This window comes from Pelorhabdus sp. sgz311001, assembly GCF_055901755.1.
On the sequence record NZ_JBVXUT010000001.1, the window covers coordinates 454,262 to 472,050 of the forward strand.

Genomic DNA, 17,789 nt, shown 5'->3' on the forward strand with positions numbered 1-17,789 from the left:
TTTACCAGCCTCGTTCCTGCATCCGTTCGTGTTGCGGGATTGTATCAATTTCAATACCTACCATGGCTTCGCCGAGATCCTTGGAGACTTCTGCGAGGATTTTCGGATCGTTGTAGTAGGTGGTGGCAGCTACTATGGCTTTGGCACGTTTGGCGGGATCGCCTGATTTAAAGATGCCTGATCCGACGAAAACGCCATCGCAGCCAAGGTGCATCATGAGCGCTGCGTCAGCCGGGGTAGCAATACCGCCTGCAGCAAAATTAACCACAGGCAGACGGCCAAGTTTTCTCGTTTCCAGAACGAGTTCTAGCGGTGCGGCAATATTTTTGGCAAAAGAGGACACTTCTTCATCCGGTAGATTTTGCAATAGACGAATTTCACTCATGACCATGCGCATATGTTTTACAGCTTCGACGACATTGCCAGTACCAGGCTCGCCTTTGGTGCGGATCATGGCAGCGCCTTCGCCAATGCGGCGCAGCGCTTCGCCGAGGTTTTTAGCGCCACAGACAAAGGGCACTTTAAAATCCTGTTTATTGATATGAAACTTATCGTCAGCAGGTGTCAGGACTTCACTTTCATCAATATAATCTACGCCAAGCGATTCTAAAATGCGGGCTTCGACAAAATGACCGATGCGGGCTTTGGCCATGACGGGAATGGTAACCGCGGCCATAATATTTTCAACGATAGTTGGATCAGCCATACGGGCGACACCGCCAGCGGCGCGAATGTCCGCGGGGACCCGTTCTAGGGCCATAACGGCGCAAGCGCCAGCTTCTTCTGCTATTTTTGCTTGTTCTGGCGTCGTTACATCCATAATGACGCCGCCCTTCAGCATTTCAGCCAAACCAATTTTTACGCGCAGTGTTCCTTGTTCCATAATAATTCCTCCTCAGATGAGCGTTGATGGTTGTATTAATGATAGATTTGTTCTAAAACGAGAGCGAGTCGTTTGATACCTTCCGTGATTTCTGCTTCGTTCAGTTTGGAAATGGAAAGTCTAAGATGAACGGCGTTAGCGCTAGACGAAAAAAAGTATTTACCTGAAGAAATTTGGATTTTCTGTTTCGCGAAAAGTGCGGTGAGATCTGCCGCAGCGTCTGGCAGCGGTGAGAGTTTCAGCCATAAGAGATAGCCGCCGTTCGGTTCGCTCCAAGCGGCCCATTCTGGCTTAATATATTGTTTTAAAGCCGCGAGAGCCGTTTGCATGCGTTTACGGAAGAGCCGATGCATTTTGCTGATATGACGGTCGTAATGACCGCGCTGGCAAAACTCATAAATAGCGGCCTGCAAAATCATACTAGAAGAGAGATCGCTAAAGCTGCGAATGGCCATAAGGCGTTCAATGCATTCTGGCTCTGCCGCTATCCAGCCGATCCGAACGCCGGGAAAGAGAACTTTGGAGAAGGTGCCGCAATAAATCACCGTATGCTGGTCGTCCATTGATTTGATGGGCAGAACAACGCGGCCGAAATATTTCATTTCCTCTTCAAAGCCGTCTTCTAAAATGGGAACACCGTATTTTTGGCACAGTGACAGCAATTTTTCGCGATGGGACTGGCTTGTCGTGACGCCCGTCGGATTTTGAAAATTTGGCATCGTATAGACAAGCGAGGGCTGTTCCGTCTTTAGCATTTTTTCCAAAATCGCTAAATCCATTCCGTCAGAACGAATGGGAATTTCCAACGGCTTTAAACCGCAGAATTTTAACAGCGGCAGCATTTCCTTGTACGTAGGAGATTCGATGGCTACGGCTTTACCGGGCGCGGCAATCATGCGAAAGACGAGGTCAATCCCTTGTTGTAAGCCGTTAGTGATTAAAATTTCTTCGGCAGTGACGGAAATGCCGTGGCTTTGCAGATGATGCGCTAAGTAGGTGCGGAGCGGAAAAAAACCGGCTCGGTCGCCATAGCTCAGTAACGAAAATCCTTCTCGTTTCATTGCCTGATTAAAACAAGAGCGGAAGGTTTCCAGCGGAAAAAGTCGACAATCCATATCCAGGCCGCTAAAATCAATAAAATCTTGGGGAGGGCTTACCGGCGCCTCTGCTTGAAAGCCGCGATAAGTATCCCAAATAGCGCTGCTATCGGTTGAGGCTGTTAAACTCCAGTCAATGCGTCCCTTTTTTTGTCGGCTTGCCGCTGTGGCAATTTGCATCCTATCGCGGACAATGGGACAAGCATTCGGCTTCATATCAATAAAACCTAAGGCCCACAGTTCCTGATAAGCGCTAGCCACAGTGGAACGATGAATTCCTAGACTATCGGCTAGGCGGCGGGTTGATGGCAGCTTTTCGCCGGGATGAAGAATTCTTGCTTCAATTTTATGACGAATTTGTTCTAAAATTTGCTGGTATTGCGGTTTTGGTGATTTTTCTTGTAGTTCAAGTAGTAACATAAAACAGAACCTCCTGCAGGAAGGATTGCTATGATGTAACAATACCTTGCATCTGGCTTGTCGTCAACGACCACTTTTCATTGATTTATATAAGCCACTTTTGCATCGGTATTCGATTCACCTTTTTTTCCATCTTAGGGAGGGATTTTCGAAAAAAAGGTGAATTTACAAAGAGAGAATTTTTTATAAGTCCCAAAACTTTACTAAGCAGCCCAAATTAGGAGGATTCAACGAATGAAAAAAATTATTAGTACAGATCAAGCTCCTGCAGCAATCGGACCTTATTCTCAGGCGGTAAAAGCAGGTGGCATGCTTTATATTTCCGGTCAGATTCCGGTTGTGCCTGCAACAGGCGAAGTTGCTGAAGGCGGCGTAGAAGCGCAGACGAAGCAATCTTTGGAAAATGTTATGGCGATTTTGAAAAGTGAAGGTCTTACTGCCGCTGATGTAGTAAAAACATGTGTATTTATTAAAGACATGAATGATTTCCAGAAAATTAACGGCGTATACAGTCAGTATTTTACCGAAAAAGCGCCAGCTCGTGCTTGTGTAGAAGTGGTTCGTCTGCCGAAGGATGTTCTCGTAGAAGTAGAGGCTATTGCCGTTTACTAAGCCGGAGAATTTTACAGTAAAAGCCTTGCCGGAATCATTCGTGCAAGGCTTTTTTCACTTTGTACCATAGAGCTTCAGGGAAAAACGGCTAGTTACGATGCAGGTCGGATAAAGGAGTCGAAGAGTTTGTCAAAAGAAATGATTGAGGAATATGGAGAACTTTGCGAGGCGCTGCGGCAGAAGTTTCTTGCTGGTTTGAATCGTGAGCAGCGACGGGCTGTTATCAGCACAGAAGGGCCGCAGCTTATTTTAGCTGGCGCTGGCAGCGGCAAGACGCGGGTTCTTGTTCATAAAATTGCTTATATGCTCATGTTTGGGGCCGATTGCTATGAAAAAGACCCTTATCTTTCGGCCGAACGGCTGACGAAGCTTCGCCGCCTAGTAGAAAGCCCTGGCGCCTCCTGGGAGCAATGTGTGGGACTGATCGGACAGGAAGCGCCCATTCGACCTTGGCAGATTTTAGCCATTACCTTTACGAATAAAGCGGCAGCGGAGATGAAAGACCGGGTGGCAGCGCTCATTGGCGAAACTGCGAAGGATATTTGGCTCAGTACCTTTCATTCCTTTTGCGCGAAGTTTTTACGGTTCGAAATTGACCATTTGCCTGGTTACAGCAAGAATTTTACCATCTATGATACATCAGATAGTCAGAGTGTCATTAAACACTGCTTGAAAACGCTGAATCTTGATGAGAAACAGTATGCCCCAATGGGAGTACTGTCAGCCATTTCCAATGCCAAAAATGCGCTCATGGGGCCGCGCGAATTTGCCAGAAAGGCTGATCATTTTTACGCGCAGAAGGTTGCGGAAATTTACGAGCTTTATCAAGAGCGACTCTGGCGGAGCAACGCCCTTGATTTTGATGATCTCTTGATGCTTACGGTTACTTTGCTAGAAGAAAACGAAGAAGTGCAGGAAAAATATCAGGAAAAATTCCGTTATATTTTAATTGACGAATATCAAGATACGAACCATGCTCAGTATCGCTTGGCCAAAATTTTGGCAGCGAAGCGGAAAAATCTCTGTGTGGTTGGTGATGCCGATCAGAGTATTTACGGCTGGCGCGGTGCTGATATCAGCAATATCCGTGATTTTGAACGAGACTATCGCGATGCCCAAGTCATTAAATTAGAGCAAAATTATCGTTCCGTAAAGACGATTCTTGATGCCGCGAATGCGGTTATTGAAAATAACGGCAACCGGATTCCCAAAACGCTCCTAAGTACCCGCGAGCAGGGTGATAAGATTACTTATTATTTGGCGCAGGATGAACATGACGAAGCGCGCTTTATTTCAGATCAAATCAGCCAGCTCAATACGATTTATAATATGCCTTACGGCGACATGGCTGTATTGTATCGAACGAATGCCCAGTCGCGTGTCGTGGAAGAATGGTTTATGCGGCAAGGCATTCCCTATACAATGGTGGGCGGTTTGAAATTCTATGACCGCAAAGAAATTAAAGATATTATCGCTTATTTAAAAGTGATTCATAATCCCGCCGATACAGTAAGTCTTCAGCGCATTATTAATGTGCCAAAACGCGGCATTGGCGCTGCCAGTATCGAAAAGATGGAAGCTGTAGCCGCTCTGGAAGAATTCACGTTTTTTGATGTACTGTCGAATACGGATAAAGTGCCGAAATTAACAGCGAAAGTGAAAAAAGGCTGCGAAGATTTGGCTACTTTGATTTTTTCTTTGATGGGTCAAATGCAAAGTCTTTCGGTACGCGATCTGATTGAAAAAGTAATCCATGAATCAGGCTACTTGCTAGAACTGCAGCAAGAAGGGACCGATCAGGCGGAAAGCCGCATTGAAAATATGAAAGAGCTTCTGTCGGTGGCGCGCGATTTTGCGAAAGATAATAATGTGGAAGATACTTTGGAAAACTTTTTAGAAAGAGTGGCTCTCGTATCGGATATTGATACAGCCGATTTGGATGGTGAACGTGTTACGCTCATGACGCTCCACTCGGCCAAGGGATTAGAGTTTCGTACGGCCTTTCTGGCTGGTTTGGAAGAAGGTATCTTTCCTCACTCACGGGCGCTTATGGATGACAGCCAGATGGAAGAAGAACGCCGTCTTTGCTATGTGGGAATTACCCGGGCCAAAGAGCGGTTGTATCTGACTGGTGCTAAAATGCGAACGATTTATGGTCGGGCGCAAATGTCGGGACCGTCACGGTTTATTTATGAAATTCCCTCAGAACTGTTAGAACAAGAAGAGCCGCGACGACCGCAGCGACCTGTTTATAATGGGCGTTCCGATAGTCAGCAACGGATTGTGAATAGTCCCTTTCGAGCTGCTCCGACGGCGCCGGTTGGTCAGACGTTTGCTCAAATGCAGCAAAGTCAAAGACAAAGTCTTGGCCAACAAGACTCGTCACGATTCCCAAATTCCAGTGCTATGCAAGGTTCTGTAAGACAAGCTAGTACAAGTCCAGGCGCGGCAAGAATTTCTAGTGCTGCGGCGGCAGGCGACTGGAAAGCTGGTGACAAAGCGCTGCATAAGAAGTACGGCGTGGGGACAGTCGTGAGTGTCAAGGGCTCCGGCGAAGAACAAGAGCTCACCATTGCCTTTCCTGGTGTAGGGATTAAGCCGTTTATGGTAAAATACGCTCCGCTGCAACGAGTGGAGTAGGGAGGAATTGTTTTGAACGAACCAATCGGGTGTACGCGTGAGGAAGCGGAACGGGAAATAACGTCTTTACGAGAAACAATTCATACCCATAATTACTATTACTATGTCCTTGATGACCCGAAAATCTCTGATAGTGATTTTGATGGGTTGCTGCGTCGATTGCAGCAGTTGGAAGAAGCTTATCCTGAGCTTATTACCGAGGATTCGCCGACGCAGCGTGTGGGCGGCGTTGTCGCCGATGGATTTGAGAAGGTGGCCCATCGTCAGCCCCTCTTAAGTTTAGCGAACGCTTTTTCCGCGCAGGAACTACGCGATTTCGACCAGCGTATCCATCAAACTTTGCCGGAGGAACCTATTGAATATGTAGGAGAATTGAAAATCGATGGTTTGGCCATGAATCTTACCTACGAAGCGGGGCGGCTCATCCAGGGAGCGACACGAGGCGATGGCGAATACGGCGAAAATGTAACGAATAATATTCGCACCATTCGTTCGATTCCCTTGAAACTTCACAAGGCGGCGCCGCCGTTGCTCGAAGTTCGCGGCGAAGTCTATATGCCCTTTCGTTCTTTTGAACGGCTTAATGAAGAACGCGATGAAGCAGGCGAAGCCGCTTTTGCCAATCCGCGCAATGCCGCGGCGGGATCGCTTCGTCAGCTTGACCCGAAAATTGCGGCTAAGCGTTCCCTCGATATGTTTATTTACGGACTGGGTGAGGGTGCGCCCATAGAGCTTGCGACCCATTATGCTGGGCTTCAGTATGCGAAAGAGCAGGGGTTTAAAATCAATTCCCATGCGACGCTGCTGACTGATATCGAAGCTGTCATTGCTTTTTGCGACAGTTGGTCGGAAAAACGCTTTGCCCTTCCGTACCAAATTGATGGGATTGTCATCAAGGTGAATTCGCTATCCGCCCAAAAAGCGCTTGGGGCAACAGCTAAAGTACCGCGCTGGGCCATTGCTTTCAAATTTCCCGCAGAACAAGCTAAAACCGAGGTTCTGTCCATTGATATTAGTGTCGGGCGGACAGGGGTACTTACGCCAACGGCGAATTTAAAGCCAGTCCACTTGGCTGGGACGACTGTGAGCCGGGCGGCGCTGCATAATAGCGATTATATTGCCGATAAAGATATCAAGATTGGCGATAAAGTGCTGATTCACAAGGCTGGTGAAATCATCCCCGAAGTCGTGCGGGTTGTTACGGAAGAACGAACTGGCGATGAAATCCCTTTTGTTATGCCAGAGGAGTGCCCCGAATGTGGTTTTCCTGTGGTTAAAGAAGGGCAGGAGGCGGCCCATAAGTGCAGCAATCCCCACTGTCCGGCTTTATTTCGGGAAGGGCTGATTCACTTTGTGTCCCGCGATGCCATGAATATTGAAGGCCTAGGAGAGGCGGTGGCCATTGCCTTAGTCGATAGCGGTCTAGTCACTTCGGTGGCGGATCTGTATCGTCTGACAGTAGAGGAACTGCTGAACTTAGAGCGATTTGCCGCTAAATCAGCCAATAATCTCATTGAAGCGATTGCGAAAAGCAAAGAAGCGGGCCTGGAGCGTCTGCTCTTCGGACTGGGAATCCGCCATGTAGGCGTAAAAGCTGCAGCGCTGTTAGCGCAGCATTTTGGTTCGATTGAAGCTTTGCAGCAAGCCGACGAGGCAGAAATTACAGCGATTGCTGAAATTGGTCCCAAAATGGCGGCAAGCATTTGCCACTATTTCCAGCAGGAAAAGAATCAGCATTTAATTGCCGATTTAACGGAGCTAGGACTGGTTATGACTGCTCTGGCCAAACCAGTTACTGCTACAGCGCAGTTTGCTGGTAAGACCTTCGTGCTGACAGGTACTTTGCCAACCCTGTCCCGCACGGAAGCTGCGGCGGCAATTACAGCTAGAGGCGGCAAGGTGTCCGGCTCTGTCAGTAAAAAAACCGATTATGTGGTAGCTGGCGAAGAAGCTGGCAGTAAGCTCGCGAAAGCGCAAGCGCTCAATATTCCGGTGATCTCCGAGGAAATTCTCGTGAGCTGGCTGGAGGAGGCCGATGATGACAGAAAAAACTAGTACGATACAAAATGAATCTCCCATTCAAACAGGACGCTATCGCCACTTTAAGGGCAAAGAATACGAAGTGATTGGGGAAGTGATTCATTCCGAAACAGAGGAACTGCTCGTGCTCTATCGTCCGCTCTATGGCGAAGGAAAACTGTGGGTTCGTCCGAAAGCCATGTTTTTGGAGCTAGTAGATCGCGATGGTCGTCAGATTCAGCGCTTTTCCTACCTGGGGCCTCACATCTCTAAGTAACTTTGTGATATAATATATAATTATTTGCAGAAAAGCAGAAAAATGGATGGTGAAATGATGAAAATTACCAACGAAGATGTAAAGCAGGTAGCGCTGCTGTCCCGTTTGGATATTGCCGAAGATCAGATTGAGACTTTTACCAGTCAGCTTAGCGCTATTTTAGATTATGCTGAAAGTCTCAGCAGCTTAGATACGGCCGATACGCCTCCTATGGCTCATGTTTTGCCGATTCAAAATGTTATGCGTGCTGATGAAGTGAAACCATCGCTCGCGCGTGAATTGGCGCAGCAAAATGCGCCTGAGCCGGAAGACGGCTACTTTAGAGTTCCCAAAGTCGTGGAAGGGTAGGAGGAAAGGCGCTTATGCTATGGAAAGAGACAATTCATGGACTTCATGAAAAATTAGTAAACAAAGAAATTTCCGCCGTAGAGCTTTCTGAGTCCGTTTTCGAGCGGATTGATGCTGTAGACAGCCAAGTAAAAGCCTATGTGACGGTTACGAAAGAAACCGCTCTGGAGCAGGCTCGCGCAGTGGATGCCAAAATTGCCGCTGGAGAACAAATTGGTGATTTAGCAGGGATTCCTGGCGCGATTAAAGATAATATTTGCACGAAAGATATTCGGACAACGTGTTCCTCAAGAATGTTGGAGAAGTTTGTACCGCCCTATAATGCTGCTGTTATTGAAAAACTGCAGCAAGCTGATTTTGTCATGACAGGCAAAGCGAATCTTGATGAATTCGCTATGGGCGGTTCGACCGAATCGTCGGCGTTCTTCCCTACGCATAATCCTTGGGATTTGAGCCGCGTTCCTGGCGGTTCCAGCGGCGGTTCTGTTGCGGCTGTAGCAGCAGGCGAAGCCATTTGGGCATTAGGTTCTGATACGGGCGGATCAATCCGTCAACCTGCAGCCTTTTGCGGTCTTGTTGGCTTAAAACCGACGTATGGTCGTGTTTCTCGTTATGGTCTCATTGCCTATGCTTCTTCATTAGACCAGATCGGGCCGTTGACACGGGATGTGACCGACTGCGCTATTGTCATGAATGCCATTGCTGGTCATGATCATCGCGATTCTACGTCAAGCAATACAGTTGCACCCGACTATAAAACAGCGCTTGTTAATGATGTAAAAGGCCTGAAAGTCGGAATTCCTAAGGAGTATTTCGTAAAAGGAATGGACCCGGCTGTGGAAAGCGCCATTAGAAAATCCATTGATCAGTTGGCTTCGCTCGGCGCTGATATTCAGGAAGTCTCCATGCCTCATACGGAACATGCCTTGTCGGTCTATTATCTCTTAGCTCCGGCAGAAGCAAGCTCGAATCTGGCTCGTTATGACGGTGTCGGTTTTGGCTATCGTAAAGAAGGCTCTGATATTGTTGATATGTATAAAAAGACCCGCAGTGAAGGCTTTGGCGACGAAGTCAAACGCCGGATCATGCTGGGAACTTATGCGTTAAGCTCCGGTTACTATGACGCTTACTACCTCAAAGCACTTAAAGTACGGACGCTCGTAAAACAAGACTTTGATAAGGCCTTCGAAAAAGTTGACGTTCTTTTAACGCCAACAGCGCCTTCCGCTGCTTTTAAAATCGGCGAATTTACTGATCCTTTGACTCTCTATCTACAGGACGTATGCACTGTTCCGGTTAATTTGGCCGGTCTTCCGGGCATTTCTGTTCCTTGCGGCTTTGCCAACGGTCTACCAGTAGGGATGCAGTTTATCGGCAAACCTTTAGCGGAAGCAACTTTGCTTCAGGCCGCCTATACCTTTGAACAAAATAATGACTACTTTACGCGCTTGGCGCCGCTCGGGGAGGCCAAATAATGAGATACGAAACAGTCATTGGACTTGAAGTTCATTCTGAATTAAAAACAAAAACAAAGATCTTCTGCGGCTGCAGCACCCAGTTCGGTTCTGAGCAGAATACGAATGTATGCCCGGTTTGCCTAGGGCTTCCTGGCGTTCTGCCGGTACTCAATGAAAAAGTCGTAGAGTTTGCCATTCGCGCTGGTCTGGCGCTAAATTGCACGATTTTGCCATTTAGCAAATTTGACCGTAAAAATTATTATTATCCTGATCTGCCGAAGAACTTCCAAACGTCTCAATATGATTTGCCGATTGCAGTAAACGGCTATTTAGATATTGAGGTAGATGGCGAAACACGGCGTATTGGCATTACACGCGTACATATGGAAGAAGATGCTGGCAAGCTAGTTCATGCTGGTACGACAATTTCTAATTCTGATTACAGTCTCGTAGACTACAATAGAACCGGGGTTCCTTTGATTGAGATTGTGTCTGAGCCTGATATTCGTACTCCTGAAGAAGCCAAGGCTTATTTGGAAAAAATGAAATCCATTCTGGAATATATCGATGTATCAGACTGCAAAATGGAAGAAGGCAGCTTGCGCTGCGATGCTAACGTATCGCTGCGTCCAGTAGGTCAAGAAGAATTCGGCACCAAGGCCGAAATGAAGAATCTCAACTCTTTCCGGGCCGTGCAGCGTGCACTGGAATATGAAGTGGAGCGTCAGACCGAAGTCTTGGAAGATGGCGGCGAGATTATTCAGGAAACGCGTACTTGGGATGAAGCCAAAGGCATTACGGCGTCTTTGCGTAGCAAAGAACAGGCCCATGACTATCGTTATTTCCCTGAGCCGGATCTTGTGCCTATTGTAACAAGTGACGAGCGGATTGCTGAAATTCGCGCGAGTTTGCCAGAACTGCCTGACGCGAGAAGAGAACGCCTCATGGCTGAGCATGGCTTATCTTCTTATGATGCTGGGGTTATTACGGCATCACGGGCGATGGCCGAATATTTTGATGCAGTCGTCAGTCATAAAGCGGACGCGAAAGCAGCAGCCAACTATCTTATGGGCGAAGTATCGAAGCATTTAAACAATGAAGGCTTGTCCGTAAAAGAATGCCCAGTAGCGCCGGAAAAATTGGCAGGACTCTTGCAACTCATCGACAAAGGAACCATTTCCAGCAAAATTGCTAAAACTGTGTTTGAGGAAATGTGGAAAACCGGTCATGATGCGGAGCAAATCGTAAAAGATAAAGGTCTCGTACAGATCAGCGATGAAGGCGCCATTCTTGCCATTGTCGACTCGGTGATTGCAGCGAATCCGCAATCAATTGCCGACTATAAAGGTGGTAAGGAAAAAGCTCTGGGTTTCCTTGTTGGCCAGATTATGAAGCAAACGAAAGGCCGCGCTAATCCCGAAATGGTAAATAAAATGCTGCGCGATCGAATTCAATAAATAACTTGCTGATTCATCAGCTCATACAAGAATTATAAATCTGTAAAAAGTCGTCTCTTTAGGGAGGCGGCTTTTTTTATGGTCAAAACGCGCCGTTGTTTTTTAGTAAAAACATGTGTGGCCGCACATACTAGAAATACTTTCTTGCGAGGCGGAGGAAGAAAAATGGCTAAAAACTGGTTTCAAACGATAACTCGTTTTATTACAGGAACCCTTTTGTATCAACCGACGCCGAAGCAGCCGCGCTTTGTTCTCGATGAAGCTGCTGGCGATGATGGGACAGCTTCGCCCGAACAAGCGGTTTTGCAAGCAGTTCAGGAAATAAAGGCGCTGATTCGCTATGGCCACCGTATGGAAGCGGTCCGACAACAGGTTGTTACTATGCTGCAAGCAGAGATTGATACGCAAGCACTACCAGTGATTCAGCAGAAAATAGACAGCCTTACAGCAGAATGGCAGGAAGTAAAACCCTTAAAGCTTGCCTATCGCGAAGCGTTACTTCCCCATGAACGAACTATAAGCGCTAGTCTAGCCGAGAATGAACGCGTTCTTGGTGAAATGTATCAGTTGCCGGAAAATAAGGATCTTGTGTTACGTCATTTCACTTTACCAGGCGAAGGCGGTGTGAAGGCGCTGCTCGTGTTCATGGATGGTATTGTTGATAAGAACATAATTAACCAAGGTATTTTACGTTCCCTCATGGTTCACTCCTGTCAGAGAACAGAAGCTTCTTTGCTTAGGCAAATTCGAGAGCAGTGTCTACCTAACAGCCAGGAGCAGTTGCTCAAAGAATTCGCTGATATTGAACAAGCCATCAATAATGGCGACGCTGTACTTTTTCTGGCGGGCAGCGCCGAAGCACTCACTATTGACGCCCGCGGCGGCAAACGGCGCGCTGTATCAACCCCAGTTACAGAATCTGCTGTTAGAGGATCGCAGGAAGCCTTTACAGAAGTGCTGCGCGTCAATACGGCTCTGGTGCGGTCTGTGCTGCGGACAAGTGATCTAGTAACTGCAATGCATCGAATTGGGAAGCGGGGGCGGATGCAATGCGCCGTTATGTATATTGCTTCAATTGCTAATGAACAGCTTGTGAGGGAAGTACAGCGCCGTATTGAAAGTTTATCAATGGCCTATATTACGGAAGCTGGCGGATTAATGCAACTGCTGATTGATCATCCGAACTTTTGGTTTCCCCAGACTCTTTCGACCGAGAGACCCGACCGGGTAGCGGCAAATCTCGTCGAGGGCCGTATCGCTATTTTAATAGAAGGCAATCCCTTTGCCCAAATTGTGCCGATCAGTTTATTTTCCTTGCTGCAGTCACCAGAAGATTATAGTCTGCCTGCCTCTTATGTAACGCTGATTCGCTATACCCGCGTTATCGGGGCCCTTTTGACGACTTTTCTTCCTGGCGTATTTATCGCCATTAGTCTCTTTCATCAGGAAGCCTTGCCAACTGACCTTGTGTTGGCGATTGCCGCGGCACGAGAGCAAGTGCCTTTTCCGGCTGTGGTGGAAATTGTATTAATGATGGGATCATTTGAACTGATTCGCGAAGGGGGCCTGCGTATTCCCGGTTTACTTGGGCCGACTATCGGTATTGTTGGCGCAATTATTTTGGGGCAAGCTGCTGTCATGGCTAAGATCGTCAGTCCGATCATGATTATTGTGGTGGCAGTTGCGGGACTTGCTTCGTTTATCTTGCCGGAATACCGTTTTGGCATTGCCTTGCGGATGCTTAGCTTTCTGTTTCTAATTTTGGGATCGGTTCTTGGTCTTGTTGGAATTGCTGTTGGAATTTTTGTTTTAACAGGTTTGCTGAGTAGTATGAAATCCTTTGGCGTACCTTACTTAGCGCCCATAGCGCCAAAAGTTCAAAAAGGCAAAGATATACTACTAAAAGGACAATACTTTAATCAACAGTCGCGGCCTGACGAATTGAATACAAAAGATTCGATTCGGCAGCCTGATATCAGCCGTTCCTGGACCGATGAAGATCCGGCTCGATAAAGCGAAGGAAGGTGCGTTATGAGTTATGAAGTAGGGAGAATGGGGCTTTCGGAAGGGGCCGCTTTAGTCTTTATCAGCTTATTGCCGCGAGTCACCTTAAATTCCTTTACCCTTGTTTTATCACAGCAGGCGCAGCTAGGCTGGTTCTACCTGCTGATTAATGGCTTAGTGGCTCTCTTTATTGCCTTTCTGTTAGTCTATATCCATAGTAAAATCAAGGGCGATCTATTTGCTGTGACGTCCATTTTACTGGGGAAAAAAGCAGCTTGTTTGATGATGGGAATTCTTATTATCGTATTCGGCGGCAATGCTGTTTTGCTTATTCGGCAATATGCGGAAAATACATTGATTACGGCCATGCCGGGGATGGATGTACGCATATCTATCCTCGTCTATACTTTAAGCGCTTTAGCCGTAACCTATTTTGGCGCGAGCGGCATTACCCGGTGCAGTATCATTTTTATGCCGCTGATGGTCGTTAGTTTTTTGGCGGTTACTCTCTTGCTGTATCCTTTTTATATTCCTTACCAGTTGCTGCCCTGGCAGGGAAATGGCTTAGCGCCCTGCTTTGTCCAGGGCATTAAAGGGGCTGGATACAATGCTGGATTTTTAGCGTTGTTTCTCTTAGCGCCTTCCTTTCAAAATATAAAAACTTTACGACATAGTTTGTTACAAGGAATTGCCGCCTCCGTATTATTGAAAGCCTATATGATGGTTATTTTTATTATGGTTTTTGGCGTTGCTGTGGGGTCAGAAAAAACGATGCCCTTTTTTGAGTTGGCTAGACTCATTTATCTTGGCCGCTTTTTTCAGCATTTAGAGGCCTTTTTTATTGTGACATGGGTTATTTTGGGGGCTTTAGCCATTGCAATCAATTTTTTTATGGTGAATTATTTACTCGGACGCGTCCTGGATTTGCCGATGATTCGCCCGTTAATGCCCTGTGTAGCAATGTTCATGTGTAATTTAGCTTTACTGCCTGAGGACATTAATAAGACAGTGCAGCTTGATACCAAGTTTATTTTAATGAATGATCTAGCGATTTTTGTAATTCCGATCCTGCTGCTTGCTGCCTTATGGATTAAGCAAAGGAAGGGATTTGAATGGGGAAAAAGTGCCTAGCCGCTTTGCTGATCATATGGAGTAGTTTCTTGCTAACAGGGTGTAATGGTTCACAGGAAACGGATCAGCTTGCTTATGTCCTCGTAATGGGGCTGGATAAAGGGGAAGGGGGGAAAATCAACGTAACCTATCAAATTGCCATTCCCCGGGCCATTGCCGGGCAAGGCGGCGGTAGTGGGAAACGAACGATGAATATGACTTTTTCGGTCTTATCCATTGCGGAGGCAAGAAATTTATTAAATTCCACAGTGGCGTTATCACCAGTCATTTATCATGTAAAAGCTATTGTCTTTGGTGAGGAGCTGGCCCGAAGCGGTATTGCCAATACATTAGGGCCATTAATGCGCTATCGCGAGTATCGTGGTTCCTCCTTTGTCGTTGTAACTCGTGGTAAGGCGCAGAATTTTATTGAAAAAAATAATCCGCCGGTCATTTTGTCACCAGCGAAATATTTTGAAATGATGATGCAGCAAAGCGATGATAACGGTCTATATGGAAAGTCCACGCTCCATAGTTTCTATCTGCGATTAAAACAAGGTCATGAGGCTTCTTATGCCGCTTTGGGCGGCGTAAATGAAACCAAGGATAGTAAGAGTAAAGCGGAACCCAAGCCCCTGCCCGGGCGGAAAGAGCAGGTTCATGTAAGCGGCACTTTGCCGCGCCAAGGCGGCAATCCGATTGAGTTTGCCGGACTTGCTTTGTTTCATGGCGATAAAATGGTGGAGATTCTTGATAGTAATGAGACCAGAATTATCAATATGATCTTAGGAAACTTCCGTCAGGGCTTTATCTCCCTAGCAGATCCTTTGTCACCACAGCATCAAATATCGCTCCGTTTGCGCGTCGATGAGAGACCGCAAATCAAGACGCAGCTTGTCGATGGGAAAGCGGTGATTCAGATTCACCAAAAAGTCGATGCTGTCATTTCCAGCAATGCCAGCGGAATTCATTATGAGAGCAAAGAGTACCAAAGTTTATTAGAACAAGCAGCTAGTCAGCTGCTTACGGAAGATGCGCAGCGACTGCTGGCAAAGACACAGGTCTGCGGTTGCGATGTGATTGGGCTTGAACAGTATATGACGCCGTTTTTATCAAGCTATCAAGAGTATCAGAACTTTAACTGGAGCGATCGCTATAAAGAAGCGGATATTCAAGTTGACATGGACGTGAAAATTCGGCGAACCGGGCTGTTATGGCAGACGACGCCGCTACAGGGAAAGGAATAGAAGCGGGGGATTCAGGTGGATGTTGTTTACTTTCTATTAACGCTGGGGAGCGTGATCCATGTCTACTCCTTTGGCGCTTACATGAAAAAAGACGGGAAACAGTCAGGCTATCTGGTGATTTCATTGCTGTGTGTTGGTACCTTGGGACTGGCCTTGTACCGGTTTACGCAGTAGGAACTTTTGGTGAAAGAGAAGGGACGTTATGAAGCCATTGCAGAAATGTTTGATTGGCTGCTGCATTTTCTGTGTCTTTCTAATCAGCGGCTGCAACGGATCCCGTGAAGCAGAACAAAATGCTTATGTAATAGCGATTGGGATTGATAAAGGGGAAAATCAACAGTTAGAAGTGACCTATCAGATTGCACGGCCCGTAGCAGTATCGGCGATTGAACAAGGCGGCAGCAGTGAGACGAGCGGTGATAAAGAGCAAGACGGGGATTCGAAAAAAGACTGGGCCAATATTACGGTTTCCGGGTTTTCCGTGGCGGAGACGCGGAATGAACTGAAATCAACATTGGCGCTGATCCCCATATTTAATCATACGAAGTTTATTGTTTTAGGCGAAGAATTAGCCAAGGATGGTATTGGCGATATTATTATTTCGCTCATACGCTTTCAGGAATATCGCGGTTCCATGTACGTTGCTGTGACCAGCGGCAGCGCCAAAGATTTTCTCAATGAAATTCACCCCGGACTGTCCACTTTTCTGTATCAATGGTATGAACTTATGATGCAGACTGATAGTAATTCCGGCTATTTTCCTGGCGTGTCGCTTCATCAGCTTTATCGAACGATGAAAAGTGAGGGGCAGGACTCCTCTATTACTTTCGTGGCGCCTAATCAGCGGCTTAGTAGAACGGTGATGGCGCAAGCGGCAACGGAAGCTTCCGATTCTTTAGAGCCACTTGAAGCGCCGCATCAAGCGGGCGATTTGCCGCGTAGTTCGGGGAATCCGATTGAAGTTATAGGGGCTGCTGTATTTCATGGCGATAAACTGGCAGGTATCTTAAAGAGCGATCAGGTACGCATCAAAGAATTGTTTTTGCGACATGTAGAAAATGGTTTTGTTAGCGTGAAAGATCCGTTGGTACCGGAAAGTCCCAAGGGGATTAACTTTCGCTATCGGGCGGAGGAATCACCGAAGGTTACTACTGCCATTGTTGATGGGAAACCGAGCGCGCATATTCATTTGGTCGTGGAATGTGAGATTACGGGGATTACGAGCGGCATTCACTATGAAGATCCAGCGTATCAAAAACTACTGGAAGACTATTTGAGCAATTTATTTACTAGAGATTTGTTAGAACTCATTCAAGCGACTCAAACCATGAATAGTGATATTTTAGGAATTGGCGATTATTTTCGGCCAAATTTTGCTACTTTGCCTGCTTATAAAAATTTTCATTGGCGCGAACTCTATAAAGACGCGGCGATTACCGGCGAAGTCGAGTGTAAAATTCGGCGCAGCGGGTTGATGATGCAAACAAGTCCGATTCAAAAGTGAGCTGGCGGTGATGGAAACAGTGAAAGCCAAGTGGCGGCTAAGGCAGGTAGCGGCTGTATATGCGCTTCGTTTCAGTAGTTTATTCGTGCTGTTTCATTATGTTTTTCCACTAAGATGGTCTGATTCTGTTGTGATTGTTGATCTTATAGATCGCCTGATTAGTCTGGGGCTAGTCTATTTCATTATCAAACGAGCCAATCAGTCATTTAACGATCTCGGTCTTACCTTGAGAAATGGGCGAAAGCAGTTGTTGATCGGAGCGGCAAGCGGGTTTGTTTTGCTGTTAGCAAGCTATTACTCTGAACAGCTTTATGCTGCGATCTTTTCTTTAGACAATAAGGAGCATCCGCTGGTGTTTCTTGCTAAGAATGCGGATTCCTGGCAGAACTTTGCTTGGCCGTTTATCCTTGGCGCGATCATAGCTCCCGTTACGGAGGAGCTTTTTTACCGTTTGTTTACCTTTTTGCCGCTAAAGCAGCGGTTCGGTTTTTTTCCGGCCATGGTGATTACGTCACTGATTTTTGCTGCAATGCATTATAATGTATATTGGCTGCCGGAAATGCTCCTAGTCAGCGGCACTCTTTGCTGGCTTTATAGCCGTAGCGGCTCTTTGCTGGCGCCAATTACAGCCCATTTTATGATTAATAGCAGTAAACTACTGCTGCTTTATCAAAGCACCTTATTTAACTCGAACCGATAAGGGAGGAAGTTTTT

General features: G+C 46.7%; 15 protein-coding genes. 13 read left to right on the top strand and 2 right to left on the bottom strand.

Annotated features, from left to right (window positions below):
• Position 1 precedes the first annotated feature (1 nt).
• Entirely contained in the window at positions 2–883 is an 882-nt protein-coding gene (gene pdxS / locus AC0MXB_RS02325) for a pyridoxal 5'-phosphate synthase lyase subunit PdxS (RefSeq protein WP_474037946.1), read from the bottom strand.
• A 35-nt stretch (positions 884–918) separates the two neighbouring features.
• Positions 919–2,400 carry a MocR-like pyridoxine biosynthesis transcription factor PdxR gene (gene pdxR / locus AC0MXB_RS02330; RefSeq protein WP_474037947.1) on the bottom strand — a complete coding sequence of 494 codons (1,482 nt, stop codon included), beginning with the start codon at positions 2,398–2,400 and terminating at the stop codon, positions 919–921.
• 234 nt (positions 2,401–2,634) lie between these two features.
• Between pdxR and AC0MXB_RS02335 the strand changes: the two genes are divergently transcribed.
• The 13 genes from AC0MXB_RS02335 to AC0MXB_RS02395 all read left to right on the top strand — a co-directional run bounded on the left by AC0MXB_RS02335 (position 2,635) and on the right by AC0MXB_RS02395 (position 17,775).
• Complete coding sequence (locus AC0MXB_RS02335) at positions 2,635–3,012, top strand: RidA family protein (RefSeq protein WP_474037948.1); 378 nt, start codon at positions 2,635–2,637, stop codon at positions 3,010–3,012.
• Between the two features lie 138 nt (positions 3,013–3,150).
• Positions 3,151–5,652, top strand: a complete 2,502-nt coding sequence (pcrA, locus tag AC0MXB_RS02340; protein ID WP_474038727.1) for a DNA helicase PcrA — start codon at positions 3,151–3,153, stop codon at positions 5,650–5,652.
• A 12-nt stretch (positions 5,653–5,664) separates the two neighbouring features.
• Entirely contained in the window at positions 5,665–7,707 is a 2,043-nt protein-coding gene (gene ligA / locus AC0MXB_RS02345) for an NAD-dependent DNA ligase LigA (protein WP_474037949.1), read from the top strand.
• Positions 7,688–7,948, top strand: a complete 261-nt coding sequence (locus tag AC0MXB_RS02350) for a DUF1653 domain-containing protein (protein ID WP_474037950.1) — start codon at positions 7,688–7,690, stop codon at positions 7,946–7,948. The genes ligA and AC0MXB_RS02350 overlap by 20 nt, the downstream gene beginning before the upstream one ends.
• Before the next feature lie 57 nt (positions 7,949–8,005).
• Positions 8,006–8,296, top strand: coding sequence for an Asp-tRNA(Asn)/Glu-tRNA(Gln) amidotransferase subunit GatC (gene gatC / locus AC0MXB_RS02355; RefSeq protein ID WP_474038728.1), 291 nt, complete (start codon positions 8,006–8,008; stop codon positions 8,294–8,296).
• A gap of 14 nt (positions 8,297–8,310) precedes the next feature.
• Positions 8,311–9,771 (top strand): Asp-tRNA(Asn)/Glu-tRNA(Gln) amidotransferase subunit GatA, encoded by a 1,461-nt coding sequence (gatA, locus tag AC0MXB_RS02360; RefSeq protein WP_474037952.1) that lies wholly within the window; start codon positions 8,311–8,313, stop codon positions 9,769–9,771.
• Positions 9,771–11,210, top strand: coding sequence for an Asp-tRNA(Asn)/Glu-tRNA(Gln) amidotransferase subunit GatB (gene gatB, locus AC0MXB_RS02365; RefSeq protein ID WP_474037954.1), 1,440 nt, complete (start codon positions 9,771–9,773; stop codon positions 11,208–11,210). Before gatA ends, gatB begins: the two co-directional genes overlap by 1 nt.
• Before the next feature lie 165 nt (positions 11,211–11,375).
• Positions 11,376–13,223: a spore germination protein gene (locus AC0MXB_RS02370; RefSeq protein WP_474037955.1), complete on the top strand. Its 1,848-nt coding sequence runs from the start codon at positions 11,376–11,378 to the stop codon at positions 13,221–13,223.
• Between the two features lie 18 nt (positions 13,224–13,241).
• The gene (locus AC0MXB_RS02375; RefSeq protein ID WP_474037956.1) at positions 13,242–14,345 is read left to right on the top strand and encodes a GerAB/ArcD/ProY family transporter; all 1,104 of its coding nucleotides are present in this window, start codon (positions 13,242–13,244) and stop codon (positions 14,343–14,345) included.
• Positions 14,327–15,571 carry a Ger(x)C family spore germination protein gene (locus AC0MXB_RS02380; protein WP_474037957.1) on the top strand — a complete coding sequence of 415 codons (1,245 nt, stop codon included), beginning with the start codon at positions 14,327–14,329 and terminating at the stop codon, positions 15,569–15,571. Before AC0MXB_RS02375 ends, AC0MXB_RS02380 begins: the two co-directional genes overlap by 19 nt.
• 15 nt (positions 15,572–15,586) lie before the next feature.
• A complete protein-coding gene (locus tag AC0MXB_RS02385) occupies positions 15,587–15,745 on the top strand; it encodes a hypothetical protein (RefSeq protein WP_474037959.1) in 159 nt (52 codons plus the stop codon).
• A gap of 28 nt (positions 15,746–15,773) precedes the next feature.
• Positions 15,774–17,075: a Ger(x)C family spore germination protein gene (locus AC0MXB_RS02390; protein WP_474037960.1), complete on the top strand. Its 1,302-nt coding sequence runs from the start codon at positions 15,774–15,776 to the stop codon at positions 17,073–17,075.
• A gap of 10 nt (positions 17,076–17,085) precedes the next feature.
• Positions 17,086–17,775, top strand: coding sequence for a lysostaphin resistance A-like protein (locus AC0MXB_RS02395; RefSeq protein ID WP_474037962.1), 690 nt, complete (start codon positions 17,086–17,088; stop codon positions 17,773–17,775).
• Positions 17,776–17,789: the final 14 nt, after the last annotated feature.